The organism is Pseudomonas sp. IPO3774 (assembly GCF_013386835.1).
Lineage (GTDB): Bacteria > Pseudomonadota > Gammaproteobacteria > Pseudomonadales > Pseudomonadaceae > Aquipseudomonas.
Window position 1 is genome coordinate 221,744 of sequence record NZ_JACAQY010000017.1, and the last position, 26,157, is coordinate 247,900.

Here is a 26,157-nt window from a genome sequence, read left to right on the forward strand (position 1 = left end):
AAGTGGGTTTTTTGAACGTAAAACGCTAAAATTTGGAGAAACGCATCTGTGTTTCGCGGAGCTAACGCTATCAGTCTCGATGCAAAAGGCCGTCTCGCCATGCCGAGCCGGTATCGTGACGAGCTCATTTCGCGAAGTTCCGGGCAATTAATCATCACCATCGATGCCGTTGATCCCTGTTTATGTGTGTACCCGCTCGATGAGTGGGAGCTGATTGAAACCAAGTTGCGTGCACTGCCTTCACTGCGTGAAGAGAACCGCCGCCTGCAACGCTTGCTGATTGGTAATGCCGTCGACCTCGAACTCGATGGCAGTGGTCGTTTCCTGGTTCCACCGCGTCTGCGCGAATACGCCAAATTGGACAAGCGCGCGATGCTGGTAGGCCAACTGAACAAGTTCCAATTGTGGGACGAAGATGCCTGGGATGCTGTTTCTGCAGCTGACCTGGCTGCTATTCAACAACCGGGCGCCATGCCTGATGAACTGCGTGATTTGATCCTGTGACTATTGATAGCGGCTTTAACCACATCACCGTACTGCTTGACGAAGCCGTTGAGGCTCTCGCCGTACGCGCGGATGGCTGCTATTTGGATGGCACCTTCGGCAGGGGCGGGCACAGTCGGCTGATCCTCAGCCAGCTGGGTCCGGACGGTAAGCTCCTCGGGTTCGACAAAGACCCTCAAGCGATTGCCACCGGGCAAGCGCTAGCGGCCGAAGACGGCCGCTTTGTCGTTGTGCAGCGCAGCTTTGCCGAGCTCGGTGCAGAAGTCGCCGAACGTGGCATGGCGGGCAAGTTGGCCGGGGTTCTGCTGGACCTGGGCGTGTCTTCCCCACAGCTGGACGACCCTGAGCGTGGCTTCAGTTTCATGAACGACGGCCCGCTGGACATGCGCATGGACCCAAGCCGTGGCATCAGCGCCGCGCAGTTCATCGCTACCGCTCCCCACGAAGAAATCACCCGTGTGTTCAAGGAATACGGCGAAGAGCGCTTCGCCGGCCGCATGGCGCGTGCCGTGGTCGAACGCCGGGAAATCCAGCCGTTCGAGCGCACGGCCGACCTGGCTGAGGTGCTGAAAGTCGCCAACCCTGCATGGGAAAAGGGCAAGAACCCGGCAACCCGTGCGTTCCAGGGCCTGCGTATTCACGTCAACAACGAATTGGGCGACCTGGAAGCCGGCCTCGAAGCCGCCCTGGAAGCTCTGGAAGTGGGCGGTCGCCTGGTGGTGATCAGCTTCCACTCCCTGGAAGACCGCATCGTCAAATTGTTCATGCGTCGCCTGGTCAAGGGCGAGTCCGACAACCTGCCGCGCAACCTGCCGGTGCGTTACGAAGCCTTTGTGCCGAAAATCAAAATCCATGGCAAAGCGCAGTTCGCTTCCGAAGCCGAACTCAAGGCCAACCCACGTGCCCGTAGCGCTGTCATGCGCGTTGCGGAGAAGTTGCGGTGAGCAAGCTTTTCGCCAAGCCCCTCCCGGGCGGCAGCTTCTTTATGTTGCTGCTATTTGTTGGCGTGCTGGTGTCCGCGATTGCGGTGTCCTACAGCGCCCACTACAACCGCCAACTACTCAATACCCTGTACGGGGAATTGAGCGTGCGCGACAAGGCGCAGGCGGAGTGGGGCCGGTTGATCCTCGAGCAAAGTACCTGGACGGCCCACAGCCGCATCGAAGTGCTGGCCACTGAACAACTGAAGATGCACATCCCGGGCGCTGCAGAAGTTCGCATGGTGGCGCCATGATGAAACTCGAGGGCGCACTCTACCCGTGGCGTTTCCGCGTAGTGCTGGGGTTGCTGGCACTGATGGTGGGCGCGATTGCCTGGCGGATTATCGACCTGCAAGTGGTGGACCGTGACTTCCTGATCGGCCAGGGCGATGCCCGTAGCCTGCGGCATATCCCGATTCCTGCACACCGCGGCCTGATCACCGACCGTAACGGCGAGCCCCTGGCCGTCAGTACCCCGGTGACCACCCTGTGGGCCAACGCCAAGGAAATGCAGACCGCCAAGGACAAATGGCCGGAACTGGCTGCCGCCCTGGGCCAGGACCCAAAAGCCCTGAGCGAACGCCTCGAAGCCCAGGCCAATAAAGAATTCATCTACCTGGTTCGCGGGCTCACCCCCGAACAAGGCCAGCAAGTACTCGACCTTAAAGTCCCCGGTGTCTACGGCATCGAGGAATTTCGGCGTTTCTACCCGGCCGGCGAAACCACTGCCCATATGGTGGGTTTCACCGACATTGATGATCACGGTCGCGAAGGCGTGGAACTCGCCTACGACGAATGGCTGGCCGGGGTTCCCGGCAAGCGACAGGTCATCAAGGATCGGCGCGGCAGACTGATCAAGGATGTCCAGGTCACCAAAAACGCCAAGGCCGGTAAGCCCTTGGCGTTGTCGATTGACCTGCGCCTGCAATACCTGGCCAACCGTGAGCTGCGTAACGCGATCATCGAGAACGGTGCGAAAGCCGGCAGCCTGGTGATCATGGACGTGAAGACCGGCGAGATTCTCGCCATGGTCAACCAGCCGACCTACAACCCCAACAACCGTCGCAACCTGCAACCGGCGATGATGCGCAACCGCGCCATGATCGACGTGTTCGAGCCGGGTTCGACCATGAAAGCCATTTCCATGAGTGCCGCCCTGGAAACCGGGCGCTGGAAACCGGCCGACAAGGTCGAGGTTTACCCGGGCACATTGCAGCTGGGCAAATACACCATTCGTGACGTGTCGCGCACCGAAGGTCCGGTGCTGGATTTGACAGGTATCCTGATCAACTCCAGTAACGTGGGCATGAGTAAAGTCGCCTTCGATATCGGCGGCGAAGCCATCTACCACCTCGCGCAGAAAGTCGGCCTGGGGCAACCCACCGGCCTGGACTTCCCGGGCGAACGTGTGGGCAACCTGCCGAACTACCGTGACTGGAAAAAGGCCGAAACCGCCACGCTTTCCTATGGTTATGGCCTGTCGGTGACAGCCATCCAACTGGCCCACGCCTTCTCGGTGCTGGCCAACAACGGCCGCATGGTGCCGCTGAGCCTGATCCACCTGGACGAGGCGCCGCCTGCGACCCAGGTGATCCCGGAAAACGTCGCCAAGACCATGCAAGGCATGCTGCAACAAGTGATCGAAGCACCGCGTGGCGTGTTCCGTGCCCAGGTGCCGGCGTATCACGTGGCAGGCAAGTCCGGTACCGCGCGTAAAACCGCCGTGGGTACCAAGGGCTACGCCGAAAACTCCTACCGCTCGCTGTTCGCAGGCTTCGGCCCGATGAGCGATCCGCGCTACGCCATCGTCGTGGTGATCGATGAGCCGAGCAAAGCCGGTTACTTCGGTGGCCTGGTATCGGCGCCGGTGTTCAGCAAGGTGATGTCCGGGACGTTGCGCCTGATGAACATCACGCCGGACAACCTGCCGGCTACCCAACAAGCGAACGCCGGCCCGCCGGCCGCTGCTGTAAAAGCCAATGGAGGGCGCGGCTGATGTCTCTGAGCCTGAACAAGATTTTTGCCCACGCCGGCCGCGATCTGCTGATTCGCGAGTTGACCCTGGACAGCCGTAATGTGCGTGCCGGCGACCTGTTCCTGGCAGTGCCGGGTGGCAAGTTCGACGGGCGTGACCATATCGCCGACGCGCTGCAACGCGGTGCTGCGGCAGTAGCCTATGAAGTGGAAGGCGCCACCGTGCTGCCGATCACCGACGTGCCTTTGATTCCGGTCAAGGGCCTGGCTGCGCAATTGTCGGACATCGCCGGGCGCTTTTATGGCGACCCGAGCCGCACCCTGAACCTGGTGGGCGTGACCGGTACCAACGGCAAGACCAGCGTGACCCAACTGGTCGCCCAGGCGCTTGACCTGCTGGGTCAGCATTGCGGCATCGTGGGCACCCTGGGCACCGGTTTCTACGGCGCGCTGCAAAGCGGGCTGCACACCACGCCTAACCCGATTGCCGTGCAAGCGACCCTGGCCGACCTGAAAAAGGCCGGTGCCAAGGCGGTTGCCATGGAAGTCTCGTCCCACGGTCTGGACCAGGGGCGCGTGACTGCCCTGGCGTTCGACGTGGCGGTGATGACCAACCTGTCCCGCGATCACCTGGATTACCACGGGACCATGGAGGCCTACGCCGCCACCAAGGCTCGGCTGTTTGCCTGGAATGACCTGAAATGCCGGGTGGTCAACCTGGACGACGAATTCGGTCGCCAACTGGCCGCCGCCCAAGGCGACGGCCGCCTGATCAGCTACAGCCTGGAAGACTCCAGCGCCTACCTGTATTGCCGTGAAGCCACCTTTGATGACGAAGGCGTGCGCGCCACGCTGGTTACGCCACAGGGCGAGCACCATTTGCGCAGCACCTTGCTCGGGCGTTTCAACCTGAGCAACGTGTTGGCCGCTGTGGGTGCCTTGCTCGGCCTGGATTACGCCCTCGACGAAATCCTGCGGGTGCTGCCGAAGCTCGAAGGCCCGGCCGGTCGCATGCAGCGCCTCGGCGGCGGCACCCAGCCGCTGGTGGTGGTCGATTACGCCCACACGCCGGACGCCCTGGAAAAAATCCTGCAGGCCCTGCGCCCCCACGCCAAGGGTAAATTGCTGTGCCTGTTCGGCTGTGGCGGTGACCGCGATCGCGGCAAGCGCCCGCTGATGGCGGAAATCGTCGAGCGACTGGCCGACGGTGTGCTCGTCACTGACGACAACCCGCGCAGCGAAGACCCAAGCCAGATTTTCGATGACATTCGTGTCGGCTTTAAAGATGCGTCCAAGGCGACGTTCGTCGCCGGTCGCGGTGCAGCCATCGCCCAATTGATCGCCGGCGCAAGTGCTGACGACGTGGTGGTGCTGGCCGGTAAAGGTCACGAGGACTATCAGGAAATCAACGGCGAACGCCACGCCTTCTCCGATCTGGTCGAGGCTGATCACGCCCTGACCGCGTGGGAGGTGGCCCATGCTTAAGCCGCTTAAATTCAGCGAACTGACCCAGGCCTTGTCGGCCCGCGTGCTGTCGGCTGATTGCAGCTTTGATGGCGTCAGCATCGACAGCCGGACGATCAAGCCCGGGCAACTGTTTGTCGCCTTGGCCGGCCCGAGCTTCGATGGCCATGACTACCTGAATGACGTCGCTGCCAAAGGCGCTGTCGGCGCTCTGGTGCAGCGCGAAGTCGCTGACTCGACGCTGCCACAATTGCTGGTCGCCGACACCCGCCTGGCCCTCGGCCAACTGGGGGCGCTGAACCGTGCCGCCTTCACCAAGCCTGTTGCGGCGATCACCGGTTCCAGCGGCAAGACCACGGTCAAGGAACTGCTGGCCGGCATCCTGCGCACGCGCGGCCCGGTCCTGGCGACCCGTGGCAACCTGAACAATGACTTCGGCGCTCCGCTGACCCTGCTCGAACTGGCCCCGGAACACACGGCGGCCGTCATTGAGCTGGGTGCTTCGCGCATCGGCGAAATCGCCTACACCGTGGCCATGACCAAGCCTCATGTCGCGGTGATCAGCAACGCCGGTACTGCCCACGTCGGCGAGTTTGGCGGCCCTGAAAAGATCGTCGAAGCCAAGGGCGAAATCATCGAAGGCCTCGACGCATCCGGCACTGCCGTGCTGAACCTCGATGACAAGGCCTTCGAAACCTGGCGTGTACGTGCCGCCGGTCGCAAGGTGTTGAGCTTCGCGGTGCACAACGCCGCTGCCGATTTCCATGCCTCGAATATCAAGGCCGACGCCCGTGGCTGCCCGTCCTTCACCCTGCATACCCCGCAAGGTGACGAGCACGTACAACTGAACCTGCTGGGCAACCACAACGTCGCCAATGCCCTGGCTGCCGCCGCCGCCGCCCACGTGCTGGGCGTGTCGTTGTTTGGCATCGCCACCGGCCTTGGTGCCGTGCAACCGGTCAAGGGCCGTACCGTCGCGCAATTGGCCAGCAACGGCATGCGCGTGATTGATGACACCTACAACGCCAACCAGTCCTCGATCTGTGCCGCCATCGACCTGCTGACCAGCTTCGACGGTCGCAAGGTGCTGGTGCTGGGGGATATCGCCGAGCTGGGCGAGTGGGCCGAACAGTCTCACCGTGAAGTCGGCGCGTACGCCGCCGGCAAGGTCGATGCCCTGTACGCCGTTGGCCCGAACATGCTGCACGCCGTGGACACCTTCGGGCCGGGCGCCAGGCATTTCGCCAGCCAGGCCGAACTGATCCAGGCACTGAGTGCGGCTGAACAAGACAAACACACCACTATTTTGATCAAGGGATCGCGCAGCGCGGTGATGGAAAACGTCGTCGCGGCCTTGTGTGGCTCAAGTACGGAGAAACATTAATGCTGCTGCTGCTGGCTGAGTATCTGCAACAGTTCCACAAAGGCTTCGCGGTCTTTCAGTACCTGACCCTGCGCGGGATTCTGGGTGTGCTGACCGCGCTGTCGTTGTCGCTGTTCCTCGGGCCATGGATGATCCGTACCCTGCAAAACCTGCAGATTGGCCAGTCCGTGCGCAACGACGGCCCGCAGTCGCACCTGTCCAAGTCCGGCACCCCGACCATGGGCGGTGCGTTGATCCTGTCGTCCATCGGCATCAGTACGCTGCTGTGGGCTGACCTGCATAACCGTTATGTCTGGACCGTGCTGCTGGTGACCCTGCTGTTCGGCGCCATCGGTTGGGTAGATGACTACCGCAAGGTGATCGAGAAGAACTCCAAGGGGCTGCCAAGCCGCTGGAAGTATTTCTGGCAGTCGGTGTTCGGCCTCGGCGCGGCGATCTTCCTGTTCATGACTGCGCCAAGCGCGGTGGAAACCACCCTGATCATCCCGATGCTCAAGGACGCCAGCATTCCACTGGGCGTCGGCTTCGTGGTGCTGACCTACTTCGTGATCGTCGGCTCCAGCAACGCGGTCAACCTGACGGACGGCCTCGACGGCCTGGCGATCATGCCGACGGTGATGGTGGGCGGCGCCCTCGGCATCTTCTGCTATCTGTCGGGTAACGTGAAATTCGCTGAATACCTGCTGATCCCGTATGTACCGGGCGCAGGCGAACTGATTGTGTTCTGCGGCGCGTTGATCGGTGCGGGCCTGGGCTTCCTGTGGTTCAACACCTACCCCGCACAAGTCTTCATGGGCGACGTCGGCGCACTGGCGCTGGGCGCGGCCCTGGGCACCATCGCGGTGATCGTCCGTCAGGAAATCGTCCTGTTCATCATGGGCGGTGTGTTCGTGATGGAAACCCTGTCGGTGGTGATCCAGGTTGCCTCCTTCAAATTGACCGGGCGCCGCGTATTCCGCATGGCGCCGATTCACCACCACTTTGAACTCAAGGGCTGGCCTGAGCCGCGGGTGATTGTCCGTTTCTGGATTATCACCGTGATTCTGGTTCTGTTCGGCCTTGCCACCCTGAAACTGAGGTAGAAACGAGTGTCCCTGATCGCTTCAGACCACTTCCGCATCGTTGTCGGCCTCGGCAAGAGCGGCATGTCCCTGGTTCGCTTCCTGGCGAACCGGGGCACGTCGTTTGCCGTGGCCGATACGCGGGAAAATCCACCGGAGCTGGTCACGCTGCGCCGTGACTACCCGCACGTGGAAGTGCGTTGTGGCGAGCTGGATGTCGAGTTTCTGTGCCGTGCCGATGAGCTCTACGTGAGCCCCGGCCTGGCCCTGGCGACCCCGGCCCTGCAAGCGGCGGCGGCCCGTGGCGTGAAGTTGTCCGGCGATATCGAGCTGTTCGCGCGTAACGCGAAGGCGCCGATCGTGGCCATCAGCGGTTCCAATGCCAAAAGCACCGTGACCACCCTGGTGGGCGAGATGGCGGCTGCGGCCGGCAAGCGCGCGGCCGTGGGCGGCAACCTCGGCACGCCGGCGCTGGACCTGCTCAACGACGACGTCGAGCTGTACGTGATGGAGCTGTCGAGCTTCCAGCTGGAAACCACTGACCAGCTCAACGCCGCAGTGGCCACCGTGCTCAACGTCAGCGAAGACCACATGGACCGCTACAGCGGCCTGCCGGCCTATCACCTGGCCAAGCACCGGATCTTCCGTGGCGCGCGGCAAGTGGTGGTGAACCGTCAGGATGCCCTGAGCCGTCCGCTGATCGGCGAAGGTCTGCCGTGCTGGACCTTCGGCCTGAACAAGCCTGACTTCAAGGCCTTCGGCCTTCGGGAAGAGAACGGCGAGAAATACCTGGCCTTCGAATTCCAGAACCTGATGCCGGTGCGCGAACTGAAAATCCGTGGTGCCCACAACCAGGCCAACGCCCTGGCGGCGCTGGCGCTCGGTCACGCAGTTGGCTTGCCGTTCGACGCCATGCTCTCGGCCCTGCGCAGCTTTGCCGGCCTTGAGCATCGCTGCCAGTGGGTTCGCGAGCTGGATGGTGTTGGCTATTACAACGATTCCAAGGCCACCAACGTCGGTGCGGCACTCGCTGCCATCGAAGGCTTGGGTGCCGACATTCAGGGCAAGGTCGTGCTGATCGCCGGTGGCGACGGCAAGGGTGCCGACTTCAAGGACCTTAAAGGCCCGGTCGCCGCCAACTGCCGCGCCGTGGTGTTGATGGGCCGTGATTCCGGCCTGATCGCCGATGCCCTGGGCGACGCCGTACCGCAGGTGCGCGCGCAGTCCCTGGACGATGCCATCGCCCAATCCAAAGCCTTGGCTCAGCCGGGCGACGTGGTGCTGCTGTCGCCTGCCTGCGCCAGTTTCGACATGTTCAAGAACTACGAAGAGCGCGGCCAGCTGTTCGCCCGCGCCGTGGAGGCCTTGGCATGAGTATCAATTTCCGTAACATCATCAAGCCGTACCCGTCGCCGATCATTACCGGGCGCGGTATCGACCTGGACTTCCCGATGCTCGCCGGTTGCCTCGCGCTGCTGGGCCTGGGCCTGGTGATGATCACCTCGGCCTCCTCGGAAGTGGCTGCGGTGCAATCGGGCAACACCCTGTACATGATGATCCGTCACCTGGTGTACCTGGTGATTGGCCTTGGCGCATGCATCGTCACCATGATGATCCCGATCGCCACCTGGCAGCGCCTGGGTTGGCTGATGCTGGTGGGCGCCTTCGGCCTGTTGGTGATGGTGATCCTGCCCGGCATCGGGCGTGAGGTGAACGGCTCGATGCGCTGGATCGGCTTCGGTGCGTTCAACGTGCAGCCCTCGGAAATCGCCAAGGTGTTCGTGGTGATCTACCTCGCCGGTTACCTGGTGCGGCGCCAGAAAGAAGTACGCGAAAGCTGGATGGGCTTCTTCAAGCCGTTCATCGTGCTGCTGCCCATGGCCGGCCTGTTGCTGATGGAGCCGGACTTCGGTGCCACCGTCGTAATGATGGGGGCGGCGGCGGCGATGCTGTTCCTCGGCGGCGTTGGCCTGTTCCGCTTCACCTTGATGGTGGTGCTGGCGGTGGCCGCCGTGACCATTCTGGTGCAGGCGCAACCCTACCGGATGGCCCGTCTGATTACCTTTACCGACCCGTGGTCCGATCAGTTCGGTTCCGGCTACCAGTTGACCCAGGCGTTGATCGCCTTCGGTCGCGGTGAGTGGCTGGGCGTGGGCCTGGGCAATAGCGTGCAGAAGCAGTTCTACCTGCCGGAAGCCCACACCGACTTCGTGTTCTCGGTACTCGCCGAAGAGCTGGGCGTGGTCGGTTCGCTGTGCACCGTCGCGCTGTTCGTGTTCGTGTGTGTTCGCGGCATGTACATCGGCTTGTGGGCCGAAAAGGCCAAGCAATATTTCGCCGCCTACGTGGCGTACGGCTTGTCGTTCCTGTGGATCGGCCAGTTCCTGATCAACATCGGGGTGAACGTCGGCCTGCTGCCGACCAAGGGCCTGACCTTGCCGTTCCTCAGCTACGGCGGCAGCTCGTTGGTGATTTGCTGCGCCTGTCTCGGGTTGTTGCTGCGTATCGAGTGGGAGAGTCGGACCCACCTGGGCAGCGAAGAGATGGAGTTCAGCGAAAGCGACTTCGCCGAGGAGCCGAACCATGGGCGCTAACGTGCTGATCATGGCAGGCGGCACCGGTGGCCACGTGTTCCCGGCGCTGGCCTGTGCCCGTGAGTTCCAGAACCGTGGCTACACCGTGCATTGGCTCGGTACGCCGCGCGGCATCGAAAATGATCTGGTACCGAATGCCGGCTTGCCGCTGCATTTGATCAACGTCACCGGCTTGCGTGGCAAGGGCAAATTGTCCCTGCTGAAGGCGCCGTTCGTGTTGCTCAAGGCCGTGTGGCAGGCGCGCAAGGTGATCCGCGAAGTGAAGCCGGTATGCGTGCTGGGCTTTGGTGGCTACGTGACCGGCCCGGGTGGTGTTGCGGCAAGACTCGCCGGCGTGCCAGTGATCGTCCACGAGCAGAATGCCGTGGCCGGCACTGCCAACCGCCTGCTGGTGCCCTTGGCTGCACGGGTATGCGAGGCGTTTCCGAAGACCTTTGGTGCCGCGGACAAGTTGCGTACCACCGGCAACCCGGTGCGTACCGAACTGTTCATGGACATCGCCCGCCAGCCATTGGCCGGTCGCAAGGCGCACCTGTTGATCCTGGGCGGAAGCCTGGGCGCCGAACCGTTGAACAAATTGCTGCCTGAAGCGGTGTCGCAACTCCCCGTGGAGCTGCGCCCCGAGATCTTCCATCAGGCCGGCAAGAACCACGATGAAGTGACCGCCACGCGCTACCGCGATGCGGGTGTGGAGGCGAATGTGCAGCCCTTCATCAAAGACATGGCCCAAGCCTATGGCTGGGCCGACCTGGTGGTCTGTCGCGCAGGTGCGTTGACCGTCAGTGAACTGGCCGCCGCCGGTCTGCCGTCCTTGCTGGTGCCTTTGCCCCACGCGATCGACGATCACCAGACCCGCAACGCCGAATATTTGGCCGGGGAGGGCGCTGCCTTCCTGCTGCCGCAAAGAACGACTGGCGCCGCCGATTTGGCCGCACGCCTGACCGAGGTTTTGATGCAACCGGAACGACTGAACAGCATGGCGAGCACCGCAAGCCGCCTGGCCAAACCTGACGCAACCCGCACCGTGGTCGATATCTGCCTGGAGGTGGCCCATGGTTGAGAATCAGAAAGCCATGCCGCAACCGGAAATGCGCCGCATCCGTCGCATCCATTTCGTCGGTATCGGCGGCGTGGGCATGTGCGGGATCGCCGAAGTGTTGCTGAACCTGGGTTACCAGGTGTCCGGCTCCGACCTGAAAATGTCGCCGGTCACCGAGCGCCTGGAATCGTTTGGCGCAAAAATCTTTATCGGCCACCGCGCCGAGAACGCTGCCGAAGCCGACGTGCTGGTGGTCTCCAGCGCTGTGAACACCTCCAACCCGGAAGTGGCCACCGCCCTTGAACGCCGCATTCCCGTAGTGCCGCGTGCCGAAATGCTGGCTGAGCTGATGCGCTACCGCCACGGCATCGCCGTCGCCGGTACCCACGGCAAGACCACCACCACCAGCCTGATCGCCTCGGTGTTCGCCGCCGGTGGCCTGGACCCGACGTTCGTCATCGGTGGCCGCCTGAATGCAGCCGGCACCAATGCACAACTGGGGACCAGCCGTTACCTGATCGCCGAAGCCGATGAAAGCGACGCCAGCTTCCTGCACCTGCAACCGCTGGTGGCCGTGGTGACCAACATCGACGCCGACCACATGGCGACCTACGACGGTGACTTCAACAAACTGAAGAAAACCTTCGTCGAGTTCCTGCACAACCTGCCGTTCTACGGTCTGGCCGTGGTGTGCCTGGACGATCCGGTGGTGCGCGAAATCCTGCCGCTGGTGAAGCGTCCGACCGTGACCTACGGCTTCAGCGAAGACTGTGACGTGCGCGCGATCAATGTGCGCCAGCAAGGCATGCAGACTTTCTTCACCGTGCTGCGTCCTGACCGCGAGCCGCTGGATGTCTCGGTAAACATGCCGGGCAACCACAACGTACTCAACTCCCTGGCGACCATCTGCATCGCCTCCGACGAAGGCGTCAGCGATGAAGCCATCGTCGAAGGCCTGTCGGGTTTTGCCGGCGTGGGCCGTCGCTTCCAGGTCTACGGCGAACTGCCGGTGGACGGCGGCAACGTGATGCTGGTGGACGACTACGGTCACCACCCGACCGAAGTCGCAGCGGTGATCAAGGCCGTACGCGGTGGCTGGCCGGAACGCCGCCTGGTGATGGTGTACCAGCCGCACCGCTACAGCCGTACCCGCGACCTGTACGACGATTTCGTCAATGTGCTGGCGGATGCCAACGTGTTGCTGCTGATGGAAGTCTACCCGGCCGGTGAAGAACCGATCCCGGGTGCCGACAGCCGCAAGCTGTGCAACAGCATCCGTCAACGCGGCCAGTTGGACCCGATCTACATCGAGCGTGGTGTGGACCTGGCGCCGATCGTCAAGCCGCTGCTGCGTGCCGGCGACATCCTGCTGTGCCAGGGTGCCGGTGACATCGGTGGCCTCGCCCCTAAATTGCTGGCAAGCCCGCTGTTTGCCGCCGCACAGGGGAAGTCGAAATGACCACTGACTACGGCTCCCTGTTCTCGACCATTCAACCTGCCGACTTCGGCCGGGTTGCGGTGCTGTTCGGTGGCAAGAGCGCTGAGCGTGAAGTGTCGCTGAAGTCCGGCAATGCCGTGCTGGAAGCGCTGCAAAGTGCCGGTGTGAATGCGTTCGGCATCGACGTGGGTGATGACTTCCTGTCGCGCCTGCAGGCCGAGAAGATCGACCGCGCCTTCATCATTCTTCACGGCCGTGGCGGTGAAGACGGCAGCATGCAGGGCCTGCTGGAGTGCCTGGGCATTCCGTATACCGGCAGCGGCATCCTCGCTTCGGCCCTGGCCATGGACAAGTTGCGCACCAAGCAGGTGTGGCACAGCCTGGGTATTCCCACCCCGCGTCACAGCGTGCTGTGCAGCGAAGACGATTGTATTTCTGCAGCCAAGGAACTGGGCCTGCCTTTGATCGTCAAACCAGCCCATGAAGGCTCCAGTATCGGCATGGCTAAAGTGAACTCAGCCGCCGAATTGATTGACGCATGGAAAGCGGCCAGTACCTACGATTCGCAAGTGTTGGTGGAACAGTGGATTCAAGGTCCCGAGTTCACCATCGCTACTCTGCGTGGCCAGGTATTGCCGCCCATCGCATTGGGCACGCCCCACACCTTTTACGACTACGACGCCAAGTATGTGGCCTCCGATACCCAGTACCGGATCCCGTGCGGCCTCGACGCAGCCAAGGAACAGGAATTGATGGACCTCACGGCGAAAGCCTGTGAGGCGCTGGGTATCGCCGGTTGGGCGCGGGCAGACGTGATGCAGGATGACCAGGGGAACTTCTGGTTCCTGGAAGTCAACACTGCACCCGGGATGACCGACCACAGCCTGGTACCCATGGCCGCTCGTGCCGCCGGCCTGGATTTCCAGCAGTTGGTGCTGGCGATCCTGGCAGCAAGCATAGAGCCACGAGGCTAAGACCATGAACGGCGCATCGCTTCGTCATCAGCAACCCGCTCCCGGCCGCAAGCCGGTGCCGCGTGGTGCCAGCCGAATGGTGGCTAAAGAGCCGATGTCGGCGCGCATGCCGAAAGCCAACTTTGGTTTTCTCAAGGCGCTGTTCTGGCCGGTGATCCTGGTGGCCCTGGGGTTCGGTACGTATGAAGGCGCCCAGCGCCTGCTGCCGTATGCCGACCGGCCGATCACCAAGATCAGCGTGCAGGGTGACTTGAGCTACATCAGCCAGCAAGCCGTGCAGCAGCGAATCGCCCCGTTTGTGGCGTCGAGCTTCTTCACCATCGACCTGGCAGGCATGCGCTCCGAGCTGGAACAGATGCCATGGATTGCCCACGCCGAAGTACGTCGCGTGTGGCCGGATCAAGTGACGATCCGCCTGGAAGAACAACTGCCCGTGGCCCGTTGGGGTGATGGTGCGCTGTTGAACAACCAGGGCCAGGCGTTTGCACCTCGCGAAGTGGCGAATTACGAGCACCTGCCGCAGTTGTTCGGGCCGCAGCGGGCGCAGCAGCAAGTGATGCAGCAGTACCAGGCGTTGAGCCAGATGCTGCGGCCGTTGGGCTTCTCGATTGCGCGACTGGAATTGCGCGAGCGGGGCAGCTGGTTTTTGACCACGGGTGCAGGCAGTTCCGGCCCGGGCATCGAGTTGTTGCTGGGACGCGGCAACCTGGTGGAAAAGATGCGCCGTTTTATCGCCATCTATGAAAAGACCTTGAAAGAACAGATTACGAACATTGCGAGCATCGACCTGCGTTACGCCAACGGCCTTGCCGTCGGCTGGCGGGCCCCTGCGGCGCCCACGGCAGCGCAACCTGCTGTCGCGAAGAATTAAGAAGAGGCAGGACCCATGGCAAACGTGCAAAGCGGCAAAATGATCGTCGGTCTGGATATCGGCACCTCTAAGGTGGTGGCGCTGGTAGGCGAGGTCGCGGACGACGGCACGCTGGAAATCGTCGGAATCGGCACGCATCCGTCCCGGGGCCTGAAGAAGGGCGTGGTGGTGAATATTGAATCCACCGTGCAATCGATCCAGCGCGCCATCGAAGAAGCGCAGCTGATGGCCGGTTGCCGGATTCACTCGGCATTTGTCGGCGTTGCCGGCAACCACATCCGCAGCCTGAATTCCCACGGCATCGTGGCGATTCGCGACCGCGAAGTCAGCTCGGCCGACCTGGAGCGGGTACTCGACGCAGCACAAGCCGTGGCGATCCCGGCTGACCAGCGCGTGCTGCACACCCTGCCGCAGGACTACGTGATCGATAACCAGGAAGGCGTTCGCGAGCCCCTGGGCATGTCGGGCGTACGTCTGGAAGCCAAGGTTCACGTAGTGACCTGCGCCGTCAACGCGGCACAGAACATTGAAAAATGCGTGCGCCGCTGCGGCCTGGAAATCGACGACATCATTCTCGAGCAGTTGGCTTCGGCTTACTCGGTACTGACCGACGACGAAAAAGAACTGGGCGTGTGCCTGGTGGACATCGGCGGCGGCACCACGGACATCGCGATCTTCACCGAGGGTGCGATTCGTCACACCGCGGTGATCCCGATTGCCGGTGACCAGGTGACCAACGACATCGCCATGGCGTTGCGCACACCGACCCAGTACGCCGAAGAAATCAAGATCCGTTACGCCTGCGCCCTGGCCAAGCTGGCCGGTGCCGGTGAAACCATCAAGGTGCCAAGCGTGGGCGACCGTCCACCGCGCGAACTGTCGCGCCAGGCATTGGCCGAAGTGGTCGAGCCGCGCTACGACGAACTGTTCACCCTGATCCAGGCTGAACTGCGTCGCAGCGGCTACGAAGATTTGATCCCGGCCGGCATCGTGCTGACCGGTGGCACCTCGAAGATGGAAGGCGCGGTCGAACTGGCCGAGGAAATCTTCCACATGCCGGTCCGCCTGGGCGTGCCCCATGGCGTGAAAGGCCTGGGCGACGTAGTGCGCAACCCGATTTATTCCACCGGTGTGGGCTTGCTGTTGTACGGGCTGCAAAAGCAGACCGACGGCATTTCCCTGTCGGGCCCGAGCAACCGCGACAGCTACAGAAGCGACGACGAAGCGAAAGCGCCGTTGTTCGAGCGGTTGCAGGCTTGGGTGAAAGGCAATTTCTAAAGATTTACCGCAACACCGTTTCAAGTAGTAGGCGAAAAAACTAGAGAAATGAAAGGAGAGGGAAAATGTTCGAACTCGTAGACAACATCCCCGCAAGCCCGGTCATCAAAGTGATCGGCGTCGGCGGTGGCGGCGGCAACGCTGTCAACCACATGGTCAAGAGCAACATTGAAGGCGTTGAATTCATCTGCGCCAACACTGACGCCCAGGCCCTCAAAAGCATCGGTGCACGCACCATCCTGCAATTGGGCACAGCCGTGACCAAGGGCCTGGGTGCCGGCGCGAATCCGGAAGTCGGCCGTCAAGCCGCCCTGGAAGACCGCGAGCGCATCGCTGAAGTGCTGCAAGGCACCAACATGGTGTTCATCACCACGGGCATGGGCGGTGGTACCGGTACCGGTGCTGCGCCGATCATTGCCGAAGTGGCCAAGGAAATGGGGATCCTGACGGTTGCCGTCGTGACCCGTCCATTCCCGTTCGAAGGTCGCAAGCGCATGCAGATCGCCGATGAAGGCATCCGTCTGCTGTCCGAAAGCGTCGACTCGTTGATCACCATTCCCAACGAGAAGCTGCTGACCATCCTCGGCAAGGACGCAAGCCTGCTGTCCGCGTTTGCCAAGGCTGACGATGTACTGGCCGGTGCCGTTCGCGGTATCTCCGACATCATCAAGCGTCCGGGCATGATCAACGTCGACTTTGCCGACGTACGTACCGTGATGAGCGAAATGGGCATGGCGATGATGGGCACTGGCTGCGCCAGCGGTCCGAACCGTGCACGTGAAGCTACCGAAGCGGCCATCCGCAACCCGTTGCTGGAAGACGTGAACCTGCAAGGCGCACGCGGCATCCTGGTGAACATCACCGCCGGTCCTGACCTGTCCCTGGGTGAGTACTCCGACGTGGGTAGCATCATCGAAGCCTTCGCTTCCGAGCACGCCATGGTCAAGGTCGGTACCGTTATCGATCCGGACATGCGCGACGAACTGCACGTGACCGTTGTTGCGACCGGCCTGGGTGCGAAAATCGAGAAGCCTGTAAAGGTCATCGACAACACCGTCCATACCAGCCACGCCAGCCAGCAAGCTGCCGCTCCAGCGCCTTCGCGCCAGGAACTGCCGTCTGTGAACTATCGTGACCTGGATCGTCCGACCGTGATGCGCAACCAGGCTCAGGCCGGTGCTGCTGCATCCCGCAGCCCGAATCCGCAAGATGACCTGGACTACCTGGACATCCCGGCTTTCCTGCGTCGTCAGGCCGATTAATGGAATGTATCAGGGCTATGAAGGTGATTGGTGTTCAGCAAAGGTCTGGTCTGCTATTATCGCCAGCCTTTGTTGATACCAGTTCGCAATTTGCGCTGAAGCGGTCCAAGCCATGATTAAACAACGCACCCTGAAGAATATTATCCGTGCCACAGGTGTAGGTCTGCACTCCGGGGAGAAGGTATACCTGACCCTCAAGCCCGCACCTGTCGACACCGGCATCGTGTTTGTTCGTGCCGACCTGGACCCTGTGGTGCAGATACCTGCTCGCGCGGAAAATGTTGGCGAAACCACGATGTCGACCACGTTGGTCAACGGTGACGTCAAAGTGGACACGGTGGAGCACTTGCTCTCGGCCATGGCCGGTCTGGGCATCGATAACGCCTACGTCGAGCTCTCCGCGTCCGAAGTCCCGATCATGGATGGCAGCGCCGGACCCTTCGTATTCTTGATTCAATCTGCCGGCCTGGAAGAACAGGACGCAGCCAAGAAGTTCATTCGCATTCTGCGGGAAGTGACAGTAGAAGACGGCGACAAGCGCGCCACCTTCGTCCCGTTCGAAGGCTTTAAAGTGAGCTTTGAGATCGATTTCGATCACCCGGTATTCCGTGACCGCACCCAAAGTGCAAGCGTGGATTTTTCCAGCACTTCGTTCGTAAAAGAAGTCAGCCGCGCCCGTACCTTTGGTTTCATGAGTGACATCGAGTACCTGCGCAAGCACAACCTCGCACTCGGCGGCAGCGTTGAAAACGCCATTGTGGTCGACGCGGATGGTGTACTGAACGAAGACGGCCTTCGCTATGAAGACGAATTCGTGAAGCACAAGATCCTCGATGCAATCGGTGACCTCTACCTGCTGGGCAATAGCCTGATAGGCGAGTTCAAAGGCTTCAAGTCTGGCCACGCCCTGAACAACCAACTGCTGCGCAAGCTGATTGCACAGACAGATGCCTGGGAAGTCGTGACCTTCGAAGATGCCAGCACCGCACCGATCTCTTACATGCGTCCCGTCGCGGCGGTGTAAGTAACAACTCTCTTTCCTTTTGTTTTTAAAGGCCGCCTTCGGGTGGCCTTTTTTTTGATCGTTCCCACGCTCTGCGTGGTAACGCCTCCTGTGACGCTTCGCGTCACGGCTTTAAAGCGCCGGCATCAACAACGCGATTACGCCCGGTATGCTTGGCCTCATACAGCGCCTGGTCGGCGTTGAGCAGTAATTCCTCCAGCGTGGTGCGGCTGTTTTTGGTCCAGGTACTGAGGCCGATGCTGACGGTAATCGGCACCGTATCCCCGCTCACTCGCGGCAGGTGTTCGACACTGCTGCGGATATGTTCAGCAATCACGCGTGCACCCTGGCTGTCGGTATGCGGCAGCACCACTGCAAATTCTTCCCCGCCATAGCGAGCAGCGAGGTCGGCCGGGCGGCGGATATTGCCCTCGATCACCTGCGCCACCGTGCGCAGTGCCTCGTCGCCACCTTGATGGCCATGTCGGTCGTTGAACGCCTTGAAGTGGTCCACGTCAATCATCAGCACCGTCAACGGCTCGGCCGAACGCTGGGCGCGGTCCCATTCCAGGCGCAGTCGCTGGTCCAGGGTACGGCGGTTGGCCAGGCCGGTGAGCGCGTCGGTGGCTGCCAGTTCTGACAGCACCTGTTCGGCACGGTGGCGCCTGCGCAATTCCATGCAGAGCATCCAGGTCAGCCACAAAAGGCCGATGCACAAAATCCCGGTGGCGCCGCTGATCACCAGTGCTGCGCGCTTCCAGGGGGCGAATATGTCATTCGTGGACAGCCCCACGACGACGATCAGCGGTAAATCGCCCACCGTTGAGAAGGTATACAGGCGGTGCTCCTCATCCACACTGGAGGTGCCGCGAAAGTTGCCGTCGCGCTCGTGCAATATGCGCGCGACGTTGGGCCGCTGGCTGAGGTCCTTGTCGATCATGTCCCGTTCCAGCAACGGCTGCTGGGCCAGCAGGATGCCTTGCCGGTTGATCAGGTTGATGGTGCTGTCGCTGCCGATATTCAGGCTGCGGAACAGTTGCTGAAAGTACGACAGGCGCATGGTGGCCACGGCCACGCCGAGGAATCGCCCATCCGGCCCGGAAACCCGGCGGCTGAATGCGATACGCCATTGGTCGTCACACACGCAGCGCGCCGTGAAGGGCCGGCTGATGAACAGGCCCAGGTCGGGATTCTGCCGATGGGCCTGGAAGTAATCGCGGTCGGCGAAGTTGGCGGATTTGGGCGTCTGCAGGGCTGAGTCGGCGATCACGTTGCCATCCTTGTCCAACAACAGGATGTCGCCTTTGTAGGGCGCCGCTTCCGAACGGTCGAACAGCACCAGGTGACGGATGCCGGCTGATACCCCAGCCAAATCAGTGCGTTCGGTGGCGGCGATCAGGCCTTTGATCGACAAGTCGTACAGCTCGACGTTGCGCAGCACGTCGGCGTCGATCAGTTGGGTGATGTTATTGGCTGTGCGCTGGGCCGCCTGCAACGTGTTGGCGTGTTCGCGAATCAGCAGCACCGCGACCACCAGCATGATCAGCAGCACCGTGACGCAACTGCCGATGATCAGCAGCAGCTCCGGACGGTGGGTGGGGCGGGGCGGGCGGGTAGTGCCTGGGCTCATCGGGCGTACTTCTGCTTCGAGGATGCCCTTAGCGTAGTTGCTGATAACGGCTTATGTGGCCTGGCTGTGAACGATGCGGTTGCGCCCGGAATGCTTGGCGTCATACAGCGCCCGATCGGCACTCAGCAGCAGCTCTTCCAGCGAGCCACGGCTGCGTTTGTCCCAGGTACTGAGCCCGACGCTGACGGTGACCGACAGCGCGTCGCCGTCCGCCGGTGGCAAGTGCTCCACCGCACTGCGGATATGTTCGGCGATGGTGCTCGCACCCTCGCCGTCGGTATCCGGCAGGATCACCGCGAACTCTTCGCCGCCGTAGCGCGCAGCCAGGTCGGCGGGGCGACGAATATTGCTGCCGATGACCCGGGCCACGTTGCGCAAGGCCTCATCGCCACCCTGGTGACCATGGCGGTCGTTGAAGGCCTTGAAGTGGTCGACATCAATCATCAGCAAGGCCAGTGGCTCGCCTGAGCGTTGCGCGCGCTCCCATTCCAGGCGCAGGCGCTGGTCGAGGGTGCGGCGGTTGGCCAGGCCGGTGAGGCCGTCGGTGGCCGCCAGTTCCGACAACACCTTCTCGGCGCGATAGCGGCGGCGCAGTTCCAGGCGCAGCATCCAGGCCAGCCACAACAGCCCCACACACAGTACGCCGGTGGCGCCACTGATCAGCAGGGCGGCGCGCTTCCAGGCGGCAAACACGTCATCGCTCGACAACGCCACCACCACAATCAGCGGCAGCGCGCCGACGCTGGTGAAGGTGTACAGCCGTTGCGCGCCACTGATGGCGGAGATGGCGCTGAAACTGCCGCTGCCTTCGCGCAGCATTCGCTTGAAGTTGGGCCGCGCGCTCAGGTCCTTGTTGATCATGTCTCTTTCGAGCAGCGGCTGCTGGGCCAACAGGATGCCGTCGTTATTCAGCAGGTTGATGCTGCTGCCGCTGCCGATGGTCAGGCTATTGAACAACTGGTCGAAATACGCCAGGCGCATGGTTGCCACCGCCACACCGGCAAACTCGCCATTGGGTCCGGGCACCCGGCGGCTGAAGGCGATGCGCCAGACTTGATCGCAGTCGCAACGAATCTTGAAGGGCCGACTGATGAACAGCCCGGCATCGGGGTTCTGCTGGTGGATCTGGAAATAGTCGCGATTGGCGAAATTACGTGGCGTGGGGGTCAGCGTGGAGGAGTCGGCGGTGACCGCGCCGGTTTTGTCCAGCAGCAGGACTTCGCCTTTGAAAGGGGCGGCCGTGGATTGGTCGAACTGCACCATATGCAGGACTTCGGCGGAAACCTGGGGCAGGTCATCGCGAGTGGTTGCGGTGATCAGGCCGTTCAGCGCCAGGTCGTAGAGCTCGACGTTGCGCAGCACATCGGCATTGATCAGTTGGGTGATATTGCTGGTGGAACGCTTGGCTGCCTGCAAGGCGCTGGCGTGTTCGCGGATCAGCAGTACGGCAACGATGACCACGATCAGCACGACAGTAAGGCCACTGCCCAGAATCAGCAAAAGCTCCGGGCGTGCAGGCAGGGTGAAGGCGCGGCGTTGACTCATGGGACTGGCTTCGGCACTCAAGATGCTGGCAGTTTAGTTCCATGCTGTGAAAAATAAGTCGTCGCCGCTAAAAGAAAGCCTGAAGGTTAAAAAACGTCAATCGGATAGTCGACGATCACGCGGTACTCATCCACGTCCCGGTCCACTGCCGCGTAGCCATTGCCGCCGCGATTGGTCGCCCATTGCAGGCGCACGGCCAGGTCCTTGGCCTTGCCGCCTTGCACCACGTACTTGAGGTCGATGTCCCGTTCCCAGTGCTTGGCGTTCTTGCCGTCGGCACTGTACCAGGATGAGTAACCACGGCTGTCCGGATCGACCGTGGTCAGGTCGGTCTTGCCGCTGATGTACGACACCGCCGAGGTCAGGCCCGGCAGGCCCAGCCCGACGAAGTCATAGGCGTACTTGAGCTTCCACGAGCGCTCGTTGGGGCCGTTGAAGTCGGAGTATTGCTGGGAGTTGTCCAGGTAGATGCTGTCGCCCTGGCTGATGTAGTCGAACGGCGTGTTGCCGTTGACCCGCTGGTAGGCGGCGGTAACGCTGTGATTGCCCACGCCCACGGTGAAATGCAGGCTGTAGGTGTTGTTGTCGATGTTGCCCAGCAAGGCTTTGCCGGTCTCCTGGGTGTGGTAGTAGTGCAGGCCCGGGTTCAGGCTGACCAGCTCGTTCAACTGCCAGGTGTAGTCCAGGTCGTAGTAGTACTGGTTCCAGATGTCCTTGAGTTCGGACGCGTACAGGTTGCTGGTCAGCCCCGGCACGCCGCTGAAGGACACGCCGGCCCAGTCCAGGTGGCGGCTGTCTTCGCCATTGGGCAATGCGCCGTAGCTGGTGCCGATGCGGCGATGGCCGCTCTGGTTGTAGAGCTTGGTGAAGCTGGCCTGGCCGCCCTCGAACATCCAGCCGTCCAGGCTGTGGTTGGTCAGGCTCACGCCGCGGAAGGTCTGGGGCAGCATGCGGGTCATGCCGCCGGCAATCACCGGATTGTTGAGGAACAGGTCGCCGGCTTTCAGTTCGGTGTCGAAGGCGCGCATTTTCAGGGTGGCGCCGGCGGTGGAGAATGAGCCGGGCGCTTTGCCGTTGCCGGAGCTTACCGGCAGGATGCTCGAGCCGTCGGTGCCGCCACCGCCGTCGAGCTTGAGGCCGAGCATGGCGTTGGCGTCCAGGCCGAAGCCGACGATGCCGGGGGTGTAGCCGGATTCGAAGATGCCGATGAAGCCCTGGCCCCATTCCTTGCTGTCATCGGTGTGAATGTCGCGACGGTCGCGGTTCATGTAGTAGTTGCGGGTGTTGATCTTGAAGCTGGAACCTTCGACGAAGCCGTCGGTGGCCGGGGTGTCTGCCGCGTGGGCAAGGGGAACGATCGTTGCAGCAATCGCGAGGAATAACGGGGTGAACGTCAGCGAGGTTTTCACCGGTGGAGCTCCTTTGGGTCAATCGAAACCGGCCAGTGTTGTTGGGGTTCCTGGCCTTTTTTCAGCGCAAAAAAAAGCCGCTGAACTCAGCGGCTTTAAGACAGATTCCCAGTGTAGAGCCCTGGAAATAAGTCGAGGGAAATCGGGGGAGAGCGGGTCGGTCTTAACCGCTGCGCTCATCGATGCGACAAATTAGCGCAGGTGAGCGGTGCGATACAGAGTGTAACAAGATAATGACTGTTGCCCAAATCGCAACAGTCTGGCAGTGGGGTGTGAGGGGCGGCCTGACAAGCCCTACCCAAGAATGTTAGCGTGCTTGCCATTCCCACGTAGTCGATGAGCCCGCCTTCCATGAAAAAGACCGTCCTCGCCTTCAGCCGCGTCACCCCGGAAATGATCGAACGCCTGCAACAGGATTTCGATGTCATCGCCCCCAACCCCAAGCAGGGCGACATCAACGCCCAGTTCAACGAAGCCTTGCCCCATGCCCACGGCCTGATCGGCGTAGGCCGCAAACTGGGCCGCGCGCAACTGGAAGGTGCGAGCAAACTGGAAGTGGTTTCCAGCGTGTCGGTGGGCTACGACAACTACGACTTGGCGTACTTCAATGAGCGCGGGATCATGCTCACCAACACCCCGGATGTGCTCACCGAAAGCACCGCCGACCTGGCCTTCGCCCTGCTGATGAGCAGCGCCCGCCGCGTCGCCGAGCTGGACGCCTGGACCAAGGCCGGCCAGTGGAAAGCCAGCGTCGGCGCGCCGTTGTTTGGCTGTGATGTACACGGCAAGACCCTGGGTATCGTCGGCATGGGCAACATCGGCGCGGCCGTCGCCCGTCGGGGTCGCCTGGGTTTCAATATGCCGATTCTGTACAGCGGCAACAGCCGCAAGACCGAACTGGAACAGGAACTCGGCGCGCAGTTTCGCAGCCTCGACCAGTTGCTGGCCGAAGCCGATTTCGTCTGCCTGGTGGTGCCGTTGAGCGAGAAAACCCGCCACCTGATCAGCCATCGTGAACTAGGCCTGATGAAGTCCAGTGCGATCCTGGTGAACATCTCCCGTGGCCCGGTGGTGGATGAGCCGGCGCTGATCGAAGCTCTGCAAAACCAGACCATCCGTGGTGCCGGCCTGGATGTGTACGAGCAGGAGCCGCTGTCCGAGTCGCCGCTGTTCCAGCTGAGCAATGCCGTGACCCTGCCGCACATCGGCTCGGCCACCAACGAGACCCGCGAAGCCATGGCCAACCGCGCCCTGGAAAACCTGCGCAGCGCCTTGCTGGGCGAGCGTCCGCAGGATCTGGTAAACCCGCAGGTGTGGAAGGGCTGACGACTGCTTGTTGTAGGTAGGAGCGAGCTTGCTCGCGAAAAGCGTCAACGATAACGCGGGCAGCCTGGATAAACACAGCGCCCTCAGGTTCTTCGCGAGCAAGCTCGCTCCTACAGTTTTTCGCGTGCAAGTCGATAACGGTCTATAGATCGTCATCCCTGATCCACAGAAGGTTTTTATGTCCACCACCAAAGCCCGCGCAGATTCACTCTCGCTTCTGCTCTTTACCTTGCGCAGCGGCAAGCTGATGGCGATCAACCTGCTGAAAGTCAGTGAAATCATTCCCTGCCCGCCGCTGACCAAGCTGCCGGAGTCGCACCCCCACGTCAAAGGCATCGCCACCTTGCGCGGCACAGCGTTGTCGGTGATCGACCTGAGCCGCGCCCTGGGGGAGATGCCCCTGCAAGACCCGGACGGCGGCTGCCTGATCGTCACCGACGTGAGCCGTTCCAAGCAGGGCCTGCATGTGCAGGCGGTGAGCAAGATCGTGCACTGCCTGACCACCGACATTCGCCCGCCGCCGTTTGGTTCCGGCGGTACGCGTTCGTTTATCACCGGCGTGACCCAGGTCGAAGGCGCCCTGGTGCAAGTGCTGGACATCGAGAAAGTCATCCACGGCATCGCCCCGGCGCAGATCGAAGCGGCGCCCACCGACCTGACCATGGAAGAGGCCGAAGTGCTGGGCAACGCCCGAATCCTGGTGGTGGACGACAGCCAGGTGGCCCTGCAGCAATCGGTGCACACCCTGCGCAACCTCGGCCTCACGTGCCACACCGCCCGCAGCGCCAAGGAAGCCATTGACCGTTTGCTGGAGCTGCAAGGCACCGTCGAGCAAATCAACGTGGTGGTCTCGGACATCGAAATGTCCGAAATGGACGGCTACGCCTTTACCCGCACCCTGCGGGAAACCCCGGACTTCCAGGACCTCTATGTGCTGCTGCACACCTCCCTGGACAGTGCGATGAACAGCGAAAAAGCCCGCCTGGCCGGTGCCAATGCGGTACTCACCAAGTTTTCTTCGCCGGAACTGACCAAGTGCCTGGTGGTAGCCGCCCAGACCGTGGCGCAACAGGGCCTGTGACCGATGGGTGAATATTTCCAGCTGCTGCGCCGCGACCTCACCGGCAGCCTGCCCGCCCCGCAATGGCCGGCGGATATCCAGCTGGATCATTACCGCGAAGCCATGGCCCCGGCGATCCACGCGGTATTGAGCCTGGCCCAGGAACAAGGCGGCGGACGGGTCGGCTCCCTTGAGCACTGGCGCCAGCAGTTCGTTACCGATGCCGAGTTCGACCCAAAACTGTGCCTGGTGGCAAGTAACGCCAGCGGCATCCTGGGTGTGTCCCAATGCTGGACCAGCGCCTACATCAAGAACCTGGCCATTCACCCCTGTGCCCAGGGTATGGGGTTGGGCCGTGCGTTATTGCTGCACACCTTCCAGGTGTTCAAGCAACGCGGCGAAGCGTTTGTCGACCTCAAGGTGCTGGAGTCCAACTTGCGGGCACGGCAGCTGTATGAACGTGCGGGCATGGTGTTTGTGCTTCGCGACCTTGTCCCCGAGGACTGACGGCGCTGGCGCATAACTTGCTTTGCACAGAGGCAGAACGGTGAACAGAGGCAAAAACCCGCCACCGTTCATGAGTGCCTTCTGACCTTGCCTGGTGACAGATCCTCCATGAATACCCATTTTTCCTGCGTCGGTTGCGGTAAATGCTGCACCGACCACCATGTGCCCTTGACCCTCGAAGAAGCCCGCAGTTGGGCGGCTGACGGCGGTAATGTCATCGTGCTGGTGGAAGGTTTCCTGGGCAGTGGCCTGGGGCTGCCCGAGTTGCAACGTGACCACGCACAACGCCGTTCCGCCATCGTGCCCAGCGGCAATACCGAGGCGTATGTGGCAATCACCTTTGCCGCCTATAACGCCGGGCGCTGCCGGAATCTTGACGAAGACGACCGTTGCCGCATTTACGAGCGGCGGCCGTTGGTGTGCCGCATCTACCCCATGGAGATCAATCCGCACATCCCGTTGAACCCGGCAGCCAAGGACTGCCCGCCGGAATCCTGGGAGCAGGGGCCGGCGCTGATCGTGGGGGGCGAGTTGATGGACAAGGAGCTGGCCGAGTTGATCCGCCGCTCACGCCAGGCTGACCGCGATGATATCCAGGCCAAGGAAGCCGTGTGCGGGTTGCTGGGCATCCATACCACGGCGCTCAAGGGCGATGGGTTTACCGCGTACTTGCCCGACATGGGCCTGTTTGCCCAGGCGATCGAGTTGGCGACGCAAGAAGTCGTGCAGGCCAATGAGTGGGTGTTTCATGTGTCCGGGATGGACATTGCCGAGCAACTGCTGGATGCCGGCGCCCGGATTGCCACCGAGGTGCCGGCGAACTACGCCTTCATTTCATTGCGGGCGGCTTAAGC

At 61.9% G+C, this 26,157-nt stretch carries 23 protein-coding genes and 1 pseudogene; 21 read left to right on the forward strand and 3 right to left on the reverse strand.

Annotated elements, in window-relative coordinates; genetic code table 11:
* The first annotated feature begins 48 nt into the window (after positions 1-48).
* The 16 genes from mraZ (at position 49) to lpxC (ending at position 17,847) form a co-directional block, all read left to right on the forward strand.
* Complete coding sequence (mraZ, locus tag HYE77_RS11445; protein ID WP_003171868.1) at positions 49-504, forward strand: division/cell wall cluster transcriptional repressor MraZ; 456 nt, start codon at positions 49-51, stop codon at positions 502-504.
* Positions 501-1,448 (forward strand): 16S rRNA (cytosine(1402)-N(4))-methyltransferase RsmH, encoded by a 948-nt coding sequence (gene rsmH / locus HYE77_RS11450; protein ID WP_371321559.1) that lies wholly within the window; start codon positions 501-503, stop codon positions 1,446-1,448. The genes mraZ and rsmH overlap by 4 nt, the downstream gene beginning before the upstream one ends.
* Complete coding sequence (gene ftsL / locus HYE77_RS11455) at positions 1,445-1,738, forward strand: cell division protein FtsL (RefSeq protein ID WP_003216203.1); 294 nt, start codon at positions 1,445-1,447, stop codon at positions 1,736-1,738. The genes rsmH and ftsL overlap by 4 nt, the downstream gene beginning before the upstream one ends.
* Positions 1,738-3,480, forward strand: coding sequence for a penicillin-binding protein 2 (locus HYE77_RS11460; RefSeq protein ID WP_166742205.1), 1,743 nt, complete (start codon positions 1,738-1,740; stop codon positions 3,478-3,480). The genes ftsL and HYE77_RS11460 overlap by 1 nt, the downstream gene beginning before the upstream one ends.
* Positions 3,480-4,943: a UDP-N-acetylmuramoyl-L-alanyl-D-glutamate--2,6-diaminopimelate ligase gene (locus HYE77_RS11465; protein WP_003216207.1), complete on the forward strand. Its 1,464-nt coding sequence runs from the start codon at positions 3,480-3,482 to the stop codon at positions 4,941-4,943. The genes HYE77_RS11460 and HYE77_RS11465 overlap by 1 nt, the downstream gene beginning before the upstream one ends.
* Positions 4,936-6,306 carry a UDP-N-acetylmuramoyl-tripeptide--D-alanyl-D-alanine ligase gene (murF, locus tag HYE77_RS11470; RefSeq protein WP_177008739.1) on the forward strand — a complete coding sequence of 457 codons (1,371 nt, stop codon included), beginning with the start codon at positions 4,936-4,938 and terminating at the stop codon, positions 6,304-6,306. The genes HYE77_RS11465 and murF overlap by 8 nt, the downstream gene beginning before the upstream one ends.
* The gene (gene mraY, locus HYE77_RS11475; RefSeq protein WP_008434230.1) at positions 6,306-7,388 is read left to right on the forward strand and encodes a phospho-N-acetylmuramoyl-pentapeptide-transferase; all 1,083 of its coding nucleotides are present in this window, start codon (positions 6,306-6,308) and stop codon (positions 7,386-7,388) included. The genes murF and mraY overlap by 1 nt, the downstream gene beginning before the upstream one ends.
* Positions 7,389-7,394: 6 nt before the next feature.
* Complete coding sequence (gene murD, locus HYE77_RS11480; protein WP_177068797.1) at positions 7,395-8,741, forward strand: UDP-N-acetylmuramoyl-L-alanine--D-glutamate ligase; 1,347 nt, start codon at positions 7,395-7,397, stop codon at positions 8,739-8,741.
* Entirely contained in the window at positions 8,738-9,961 is a 1,224-nt protein-coding gene (ftsW, locus tag HYE77_RS11485; protein ID WP_003216215.1) for a putative lipid II flippase FtsW, read from the forward strand. The genes murD and ftsW overlap by 4 nt, the downstream gene beginning before the upstream one ends.
* A complete protein-coding gene (gene murG / locus HYE77_RS11490) occupies positions 9,951-11,021 on the forward strand; it encodes an undecaprenyldiphospho-muramoylpentapeptide beta-N-acetylglucosaminyltransferase (protein WP_003216217.1) in 1,071 nt (356 codons plus the stop codon). The genes ftsW and murG overlap by 11 nt, the downstream gene beginning before the upstream one ends.
* Positions 11,014-12,459 (forward strand): UDP-N-acetylmuramate--L-alanine ligase, encoded by a 1,446-nt coding sequence (murC, locus tag HYE77_RS11495; RefSeq protein WP_003216219.1) that lies wholly within the window; start codon positions 11,014-11,016, stop codon positions 12,457-12,459. Before murG ends, murC begins: the two co-directional genes overlap by 8 nt.
* Positions 12,456-13,412, forward strand: coding sequence for a D-alanine--D-alanine ligase (locus tag HYE77_RS11500; RefSeq protein WP_003216220.1), 957 nt, complete (start codon positions 12,456-12,458; stop codon positions 13,410-13,412). The genes murC and HYE77_RS11500 overlap by 4 nt, the downstream gene beginning before the upstream one ends.
* 4 nt (positions 13,413-13,416) lie before the next feature.
* The gene (locus tag HYE77_RS11505; protein ID WP_023659197.1) at positions 13,417-14,283 is read left to right on the forward strand and encodes a cell division protein FtsQ/DivIB; all 867 of its coding nucleotides are present in this window, start codon (positions 13,417-13,419) and stop codon (positions 14,281-14,283) included.
* A 15-nt stretch (positions 14,284-14,298) separates the two neighbouring features.
* Positions 14,299-15,561 (forward strand): cell division protein FtsA, encoded by a 1,263-nt coding sequence (gene ftsA, locus HYE77_RS11510; protein ID WP_003216224.1) that lies wholly within the window; start codon positions 14,299-14,301, stop codon positions 15,559-15,561.
* 65 nt (positions 15,562-15,626) lie between these two features.
* The gene (gene ftsZ / locus HYE77_RS11515; protein ID WP_003216225.1) at positions 15,627-16,823 is read left to right on the forward strand and encodes a cell division protein FtsZ; all 1,197 of its coding nucleotides are present in this window, start codon (positions 15,627-15,629) and stop codon (positions 16,821-16,823) included.
* Between the two features lie 112 nt (positions 16,824-16,935).
* Positions 16,936-17,847, forward strand: coding sequence for a UDP-3-O-acyl-N-acetylglucosamine deacetylase (lpxC, locus tag HYE77_RS11520; RefSeq protein WP_003216227.1), 912 nt, complete (start codon positions 16,936-16,938; stop codon positions 17,845-17,847).
* Between the two features lie 103 nt (positions 17,848-17,950).
* Here lpxC and HYE77_RS11525 read toward each other — a convergent pair whose 3' ends face one another.
* The 3 genes from HYE77_RS11525 to HYE77_RS11535 form a co-directional block, all read right to left on the reverse strand.
* On the reverse strand, positions 17,951-19,456 hold the full coding sequence (locus HYE77_RS11525; protein ID WP_177068798.1) for a diguanylate cyclase: 1,506 nt from the start codon (positions 19,454-19,456) through the stop codon (positions 17,951-17,953).
* A 51-nt stretch (positions 19,457-19,507) separates the two neighbouring features.
* The gene (locus tag HYE77_RS11530; RefSeq protein WP_177068799.1) at positions 19,508-21,001 is read right to left on the reverse strand and encodes a sensor domain-containing diguanylate cyclase; all 1,494 of its coding nucleotides are present in this window, start codon (positions 20,999-21,001) and stop codon (positions 19,508-19,510) included.
* 86 nt (positions 21,002-21,087) lie between these two features.
* Positions 21,088-22,410, reverse strand: a complete 1,323-nt coding sequence (locus HYE77_RS11535) for an OprD family porin (RefSeq protein ID WP_177036211.1) — start codon at positions 22,408-22,410, stop codon at positions 21,088-21,090.
* A gap of 351 nt (positions 22,411-22,761) precedes the next feature.
* On the opposite strand from HYE77_RS11535, the gene HYE77_RS11540 reads away from it, so the two are divergent.
* The 5 genes and pseudogenes from HYE77_RS11540 (at position 22,762) to HYE77_RS11555 (ending at position 26,155) form a co-directional block, all read left to right on the forward strand.
* Positions 22,762-23,736 (forward strand): D-glycerate dehydrogenase, encoded by a 975-nt coding sequence (locus HYE77_RS11540; protein WP_134327304.1) that lies wholly within the window; start codon positions 22,762-22,764, stop codon positions 23,734-23,736.
* 28 nt (positions 23,737-23,764) lie between these two features.
* Positions 23,765-23,863 (forward strand): annotated as a pseudogene (locus tag HYE77_RS32580) (outer membrane lipoprotein carrier protein LolA); the annotation flags it as partial.
* 51 nt (positions 23,864-23,914) lie between these two features.
* On the forward strand, positions 23,915-24,817 hold the full coding sequence (locus HYE77_RS11545; RefSeq protein WP_102369883.1) for a chemotaxis protein CheV: 903 nt from the start codon (positions 23,915-23,917) through the stop codon (positions 24,815-24,817).
* A 3-nt stretch (positions 24,818-24,820) separates the two neighbouring features.
* On the forward strand, positions 24,821-25,303 hold the full coding sequence (locus tag HYE77_RS11550) for an N-acetyltransferase (RefSeq protein ID WP_008434201.1): 483 nt from the start codon (positions 24,821-24,823) through the stop codon (positions 25,301-25,303).
* 108 nt (positions 25,304-25,411) lie between these two features.
* Entirely contained in the window at positions 25,412-26,155 is a 744-nt protein-coding gene (locus HYE77_RS11555; RefSeq protein WP_003216242.1) for a YkgJ family cysteine cluster protein, read from the forward strand.
* Positions 26,156-26,157 lie beyond the last annotated feature (2 nt).

What these genes read in the sequence shown, in the direction of transcription:
- HYE77_RS11545 (WP_102369883.1), top strand. Translation starts at nt 23,915, where the DNA reads ATGTCCACCACCAAAGCCCGCGCAGATTCACTCTCGCTTCTGCTCTTT.
- HYE77_RS11505 (WP_023659197.1), top strand. Translation starts at nt 13,417, where the DNA reads ATGAACGGCGCATCGCTTCGTCATCAGCAACCCGCTCCCGGCCGCAAG.
- HYE77_RS11540 (WP_134327304.1), top strand. Translation starts at nt 22,762, where the DNA reads ATGAAAAAGACCGTCCTCGCCTTCAGCCGCGTCACCCCGGAAATGATC.
- HYE77_RS11530 (WP_177068799.1), bottom strand. Translation starts at nt 21,001, where the DNA reads ATGAGTCAACGCCGCGCCTTCACCCTGCCTGCACGCCCGGAGCTTTTG.
- HYE77_RS11555 (WP_003216242.1), top strand. Translation starts at nt 25,412, where the DNA reads ATGAATACCCATTTTTCCTGCGTCGGTTGCGGTAAATGCTGCACCGAC.
- HYE77_RS11525 (WP_177068798.1), bottom strand. Translation starts at nt 19,456, where the DNA reads ATGAGCCCAGGCACTACCCGCCCGCCCCGCCCCACCCACCGTCCGGAG.
- ftsZ (WP_003216225.1), top strand. Translation starts at nt 15,627, where the DNA reads ATGTTCGAACTCGTAGACAACATCCCCGCAAGCCCGGTCATCAAAGTG.
- HYE77_RS11500 (WP_003216220.1), top strand. Translation starts at nt 12,456, where the DNA reads ATGACCACTGACTACGGCTCCCTGTTCTCGACCATTCAACCTGCCGAC.
- HYE77_RS11465 (WP_003216207.1), top strand. Translation starts at nt 3,480, where the DNA reads ATGTCTCTGAGCCTGAACAAGATTTTTGCCCACGCCGGCCGCGATCTG.
- murC (WP_003216219.1), top strand. Translation starts at nt 11,014, where the DNA reads ATGGTTGAGAATCAGAAAGCCATGCCGCAACCGGAAATGCGCCGCATC.
- lpxC (WP_003216227.1), top strand. Translation starts at nt 16,936, where the DNA reads ATGATTAAACAACGCACCCTGAAGAATATTATCCGTGCCACAGGTGTA.
- mraY (WP_008434230.1), top strand. Translation starts at nt 6,306, where the DNA reads ATGCTGCTGCTGCTGGCTGAGTATCTGCAACAGTTCCACAAAGGCTTC.
- murG (WP_003216217.1), top strand. Translation starts at nt 9,951, where the DNA reads ATGGGCGCTAACGTGCTGATCATGGCAGGCGGCACCGGTGGCCACGTG.
- ftsA (WP_003216224.1), top strand. Translation starts at nt 14,299, where the DNA reads ATGGCAAACGTGCAAAGCGGCAAAATGATCGTCGGTCTGGATATCGGC.
- HYE77_RS11550 (WP_008434201.1), top strand. Translation starts at nt 24,821, where the DNA reads ATGGGTGAATATTTCCAGCTGCTGCGCCGCGACCTCACCGGCAGCCTG.
- HYE77_RS11460 (WP_166742205.1), top strand. Translation starts at nt 1,738, where the DNA reads ATGAAACTCGAGGGCGCACTCTACCCGTGGCGTTTCCGCGTAGTGCTG.
- ftsW (WP_003216215.1), top strand. Translation starts at nt 8,738, where the DNA reads ATGAGTATCAATTTCCGTAACATCATCAAGCCGTACCCGTCGCCGATC.
- murF (WP_177008739.1), top strand. Translation starts at nt 4,936, where the DNA reads ATGCTTAAGCCGCTTAAATTCAGCGAACTGACCCAGGCCTTGTCGGCC.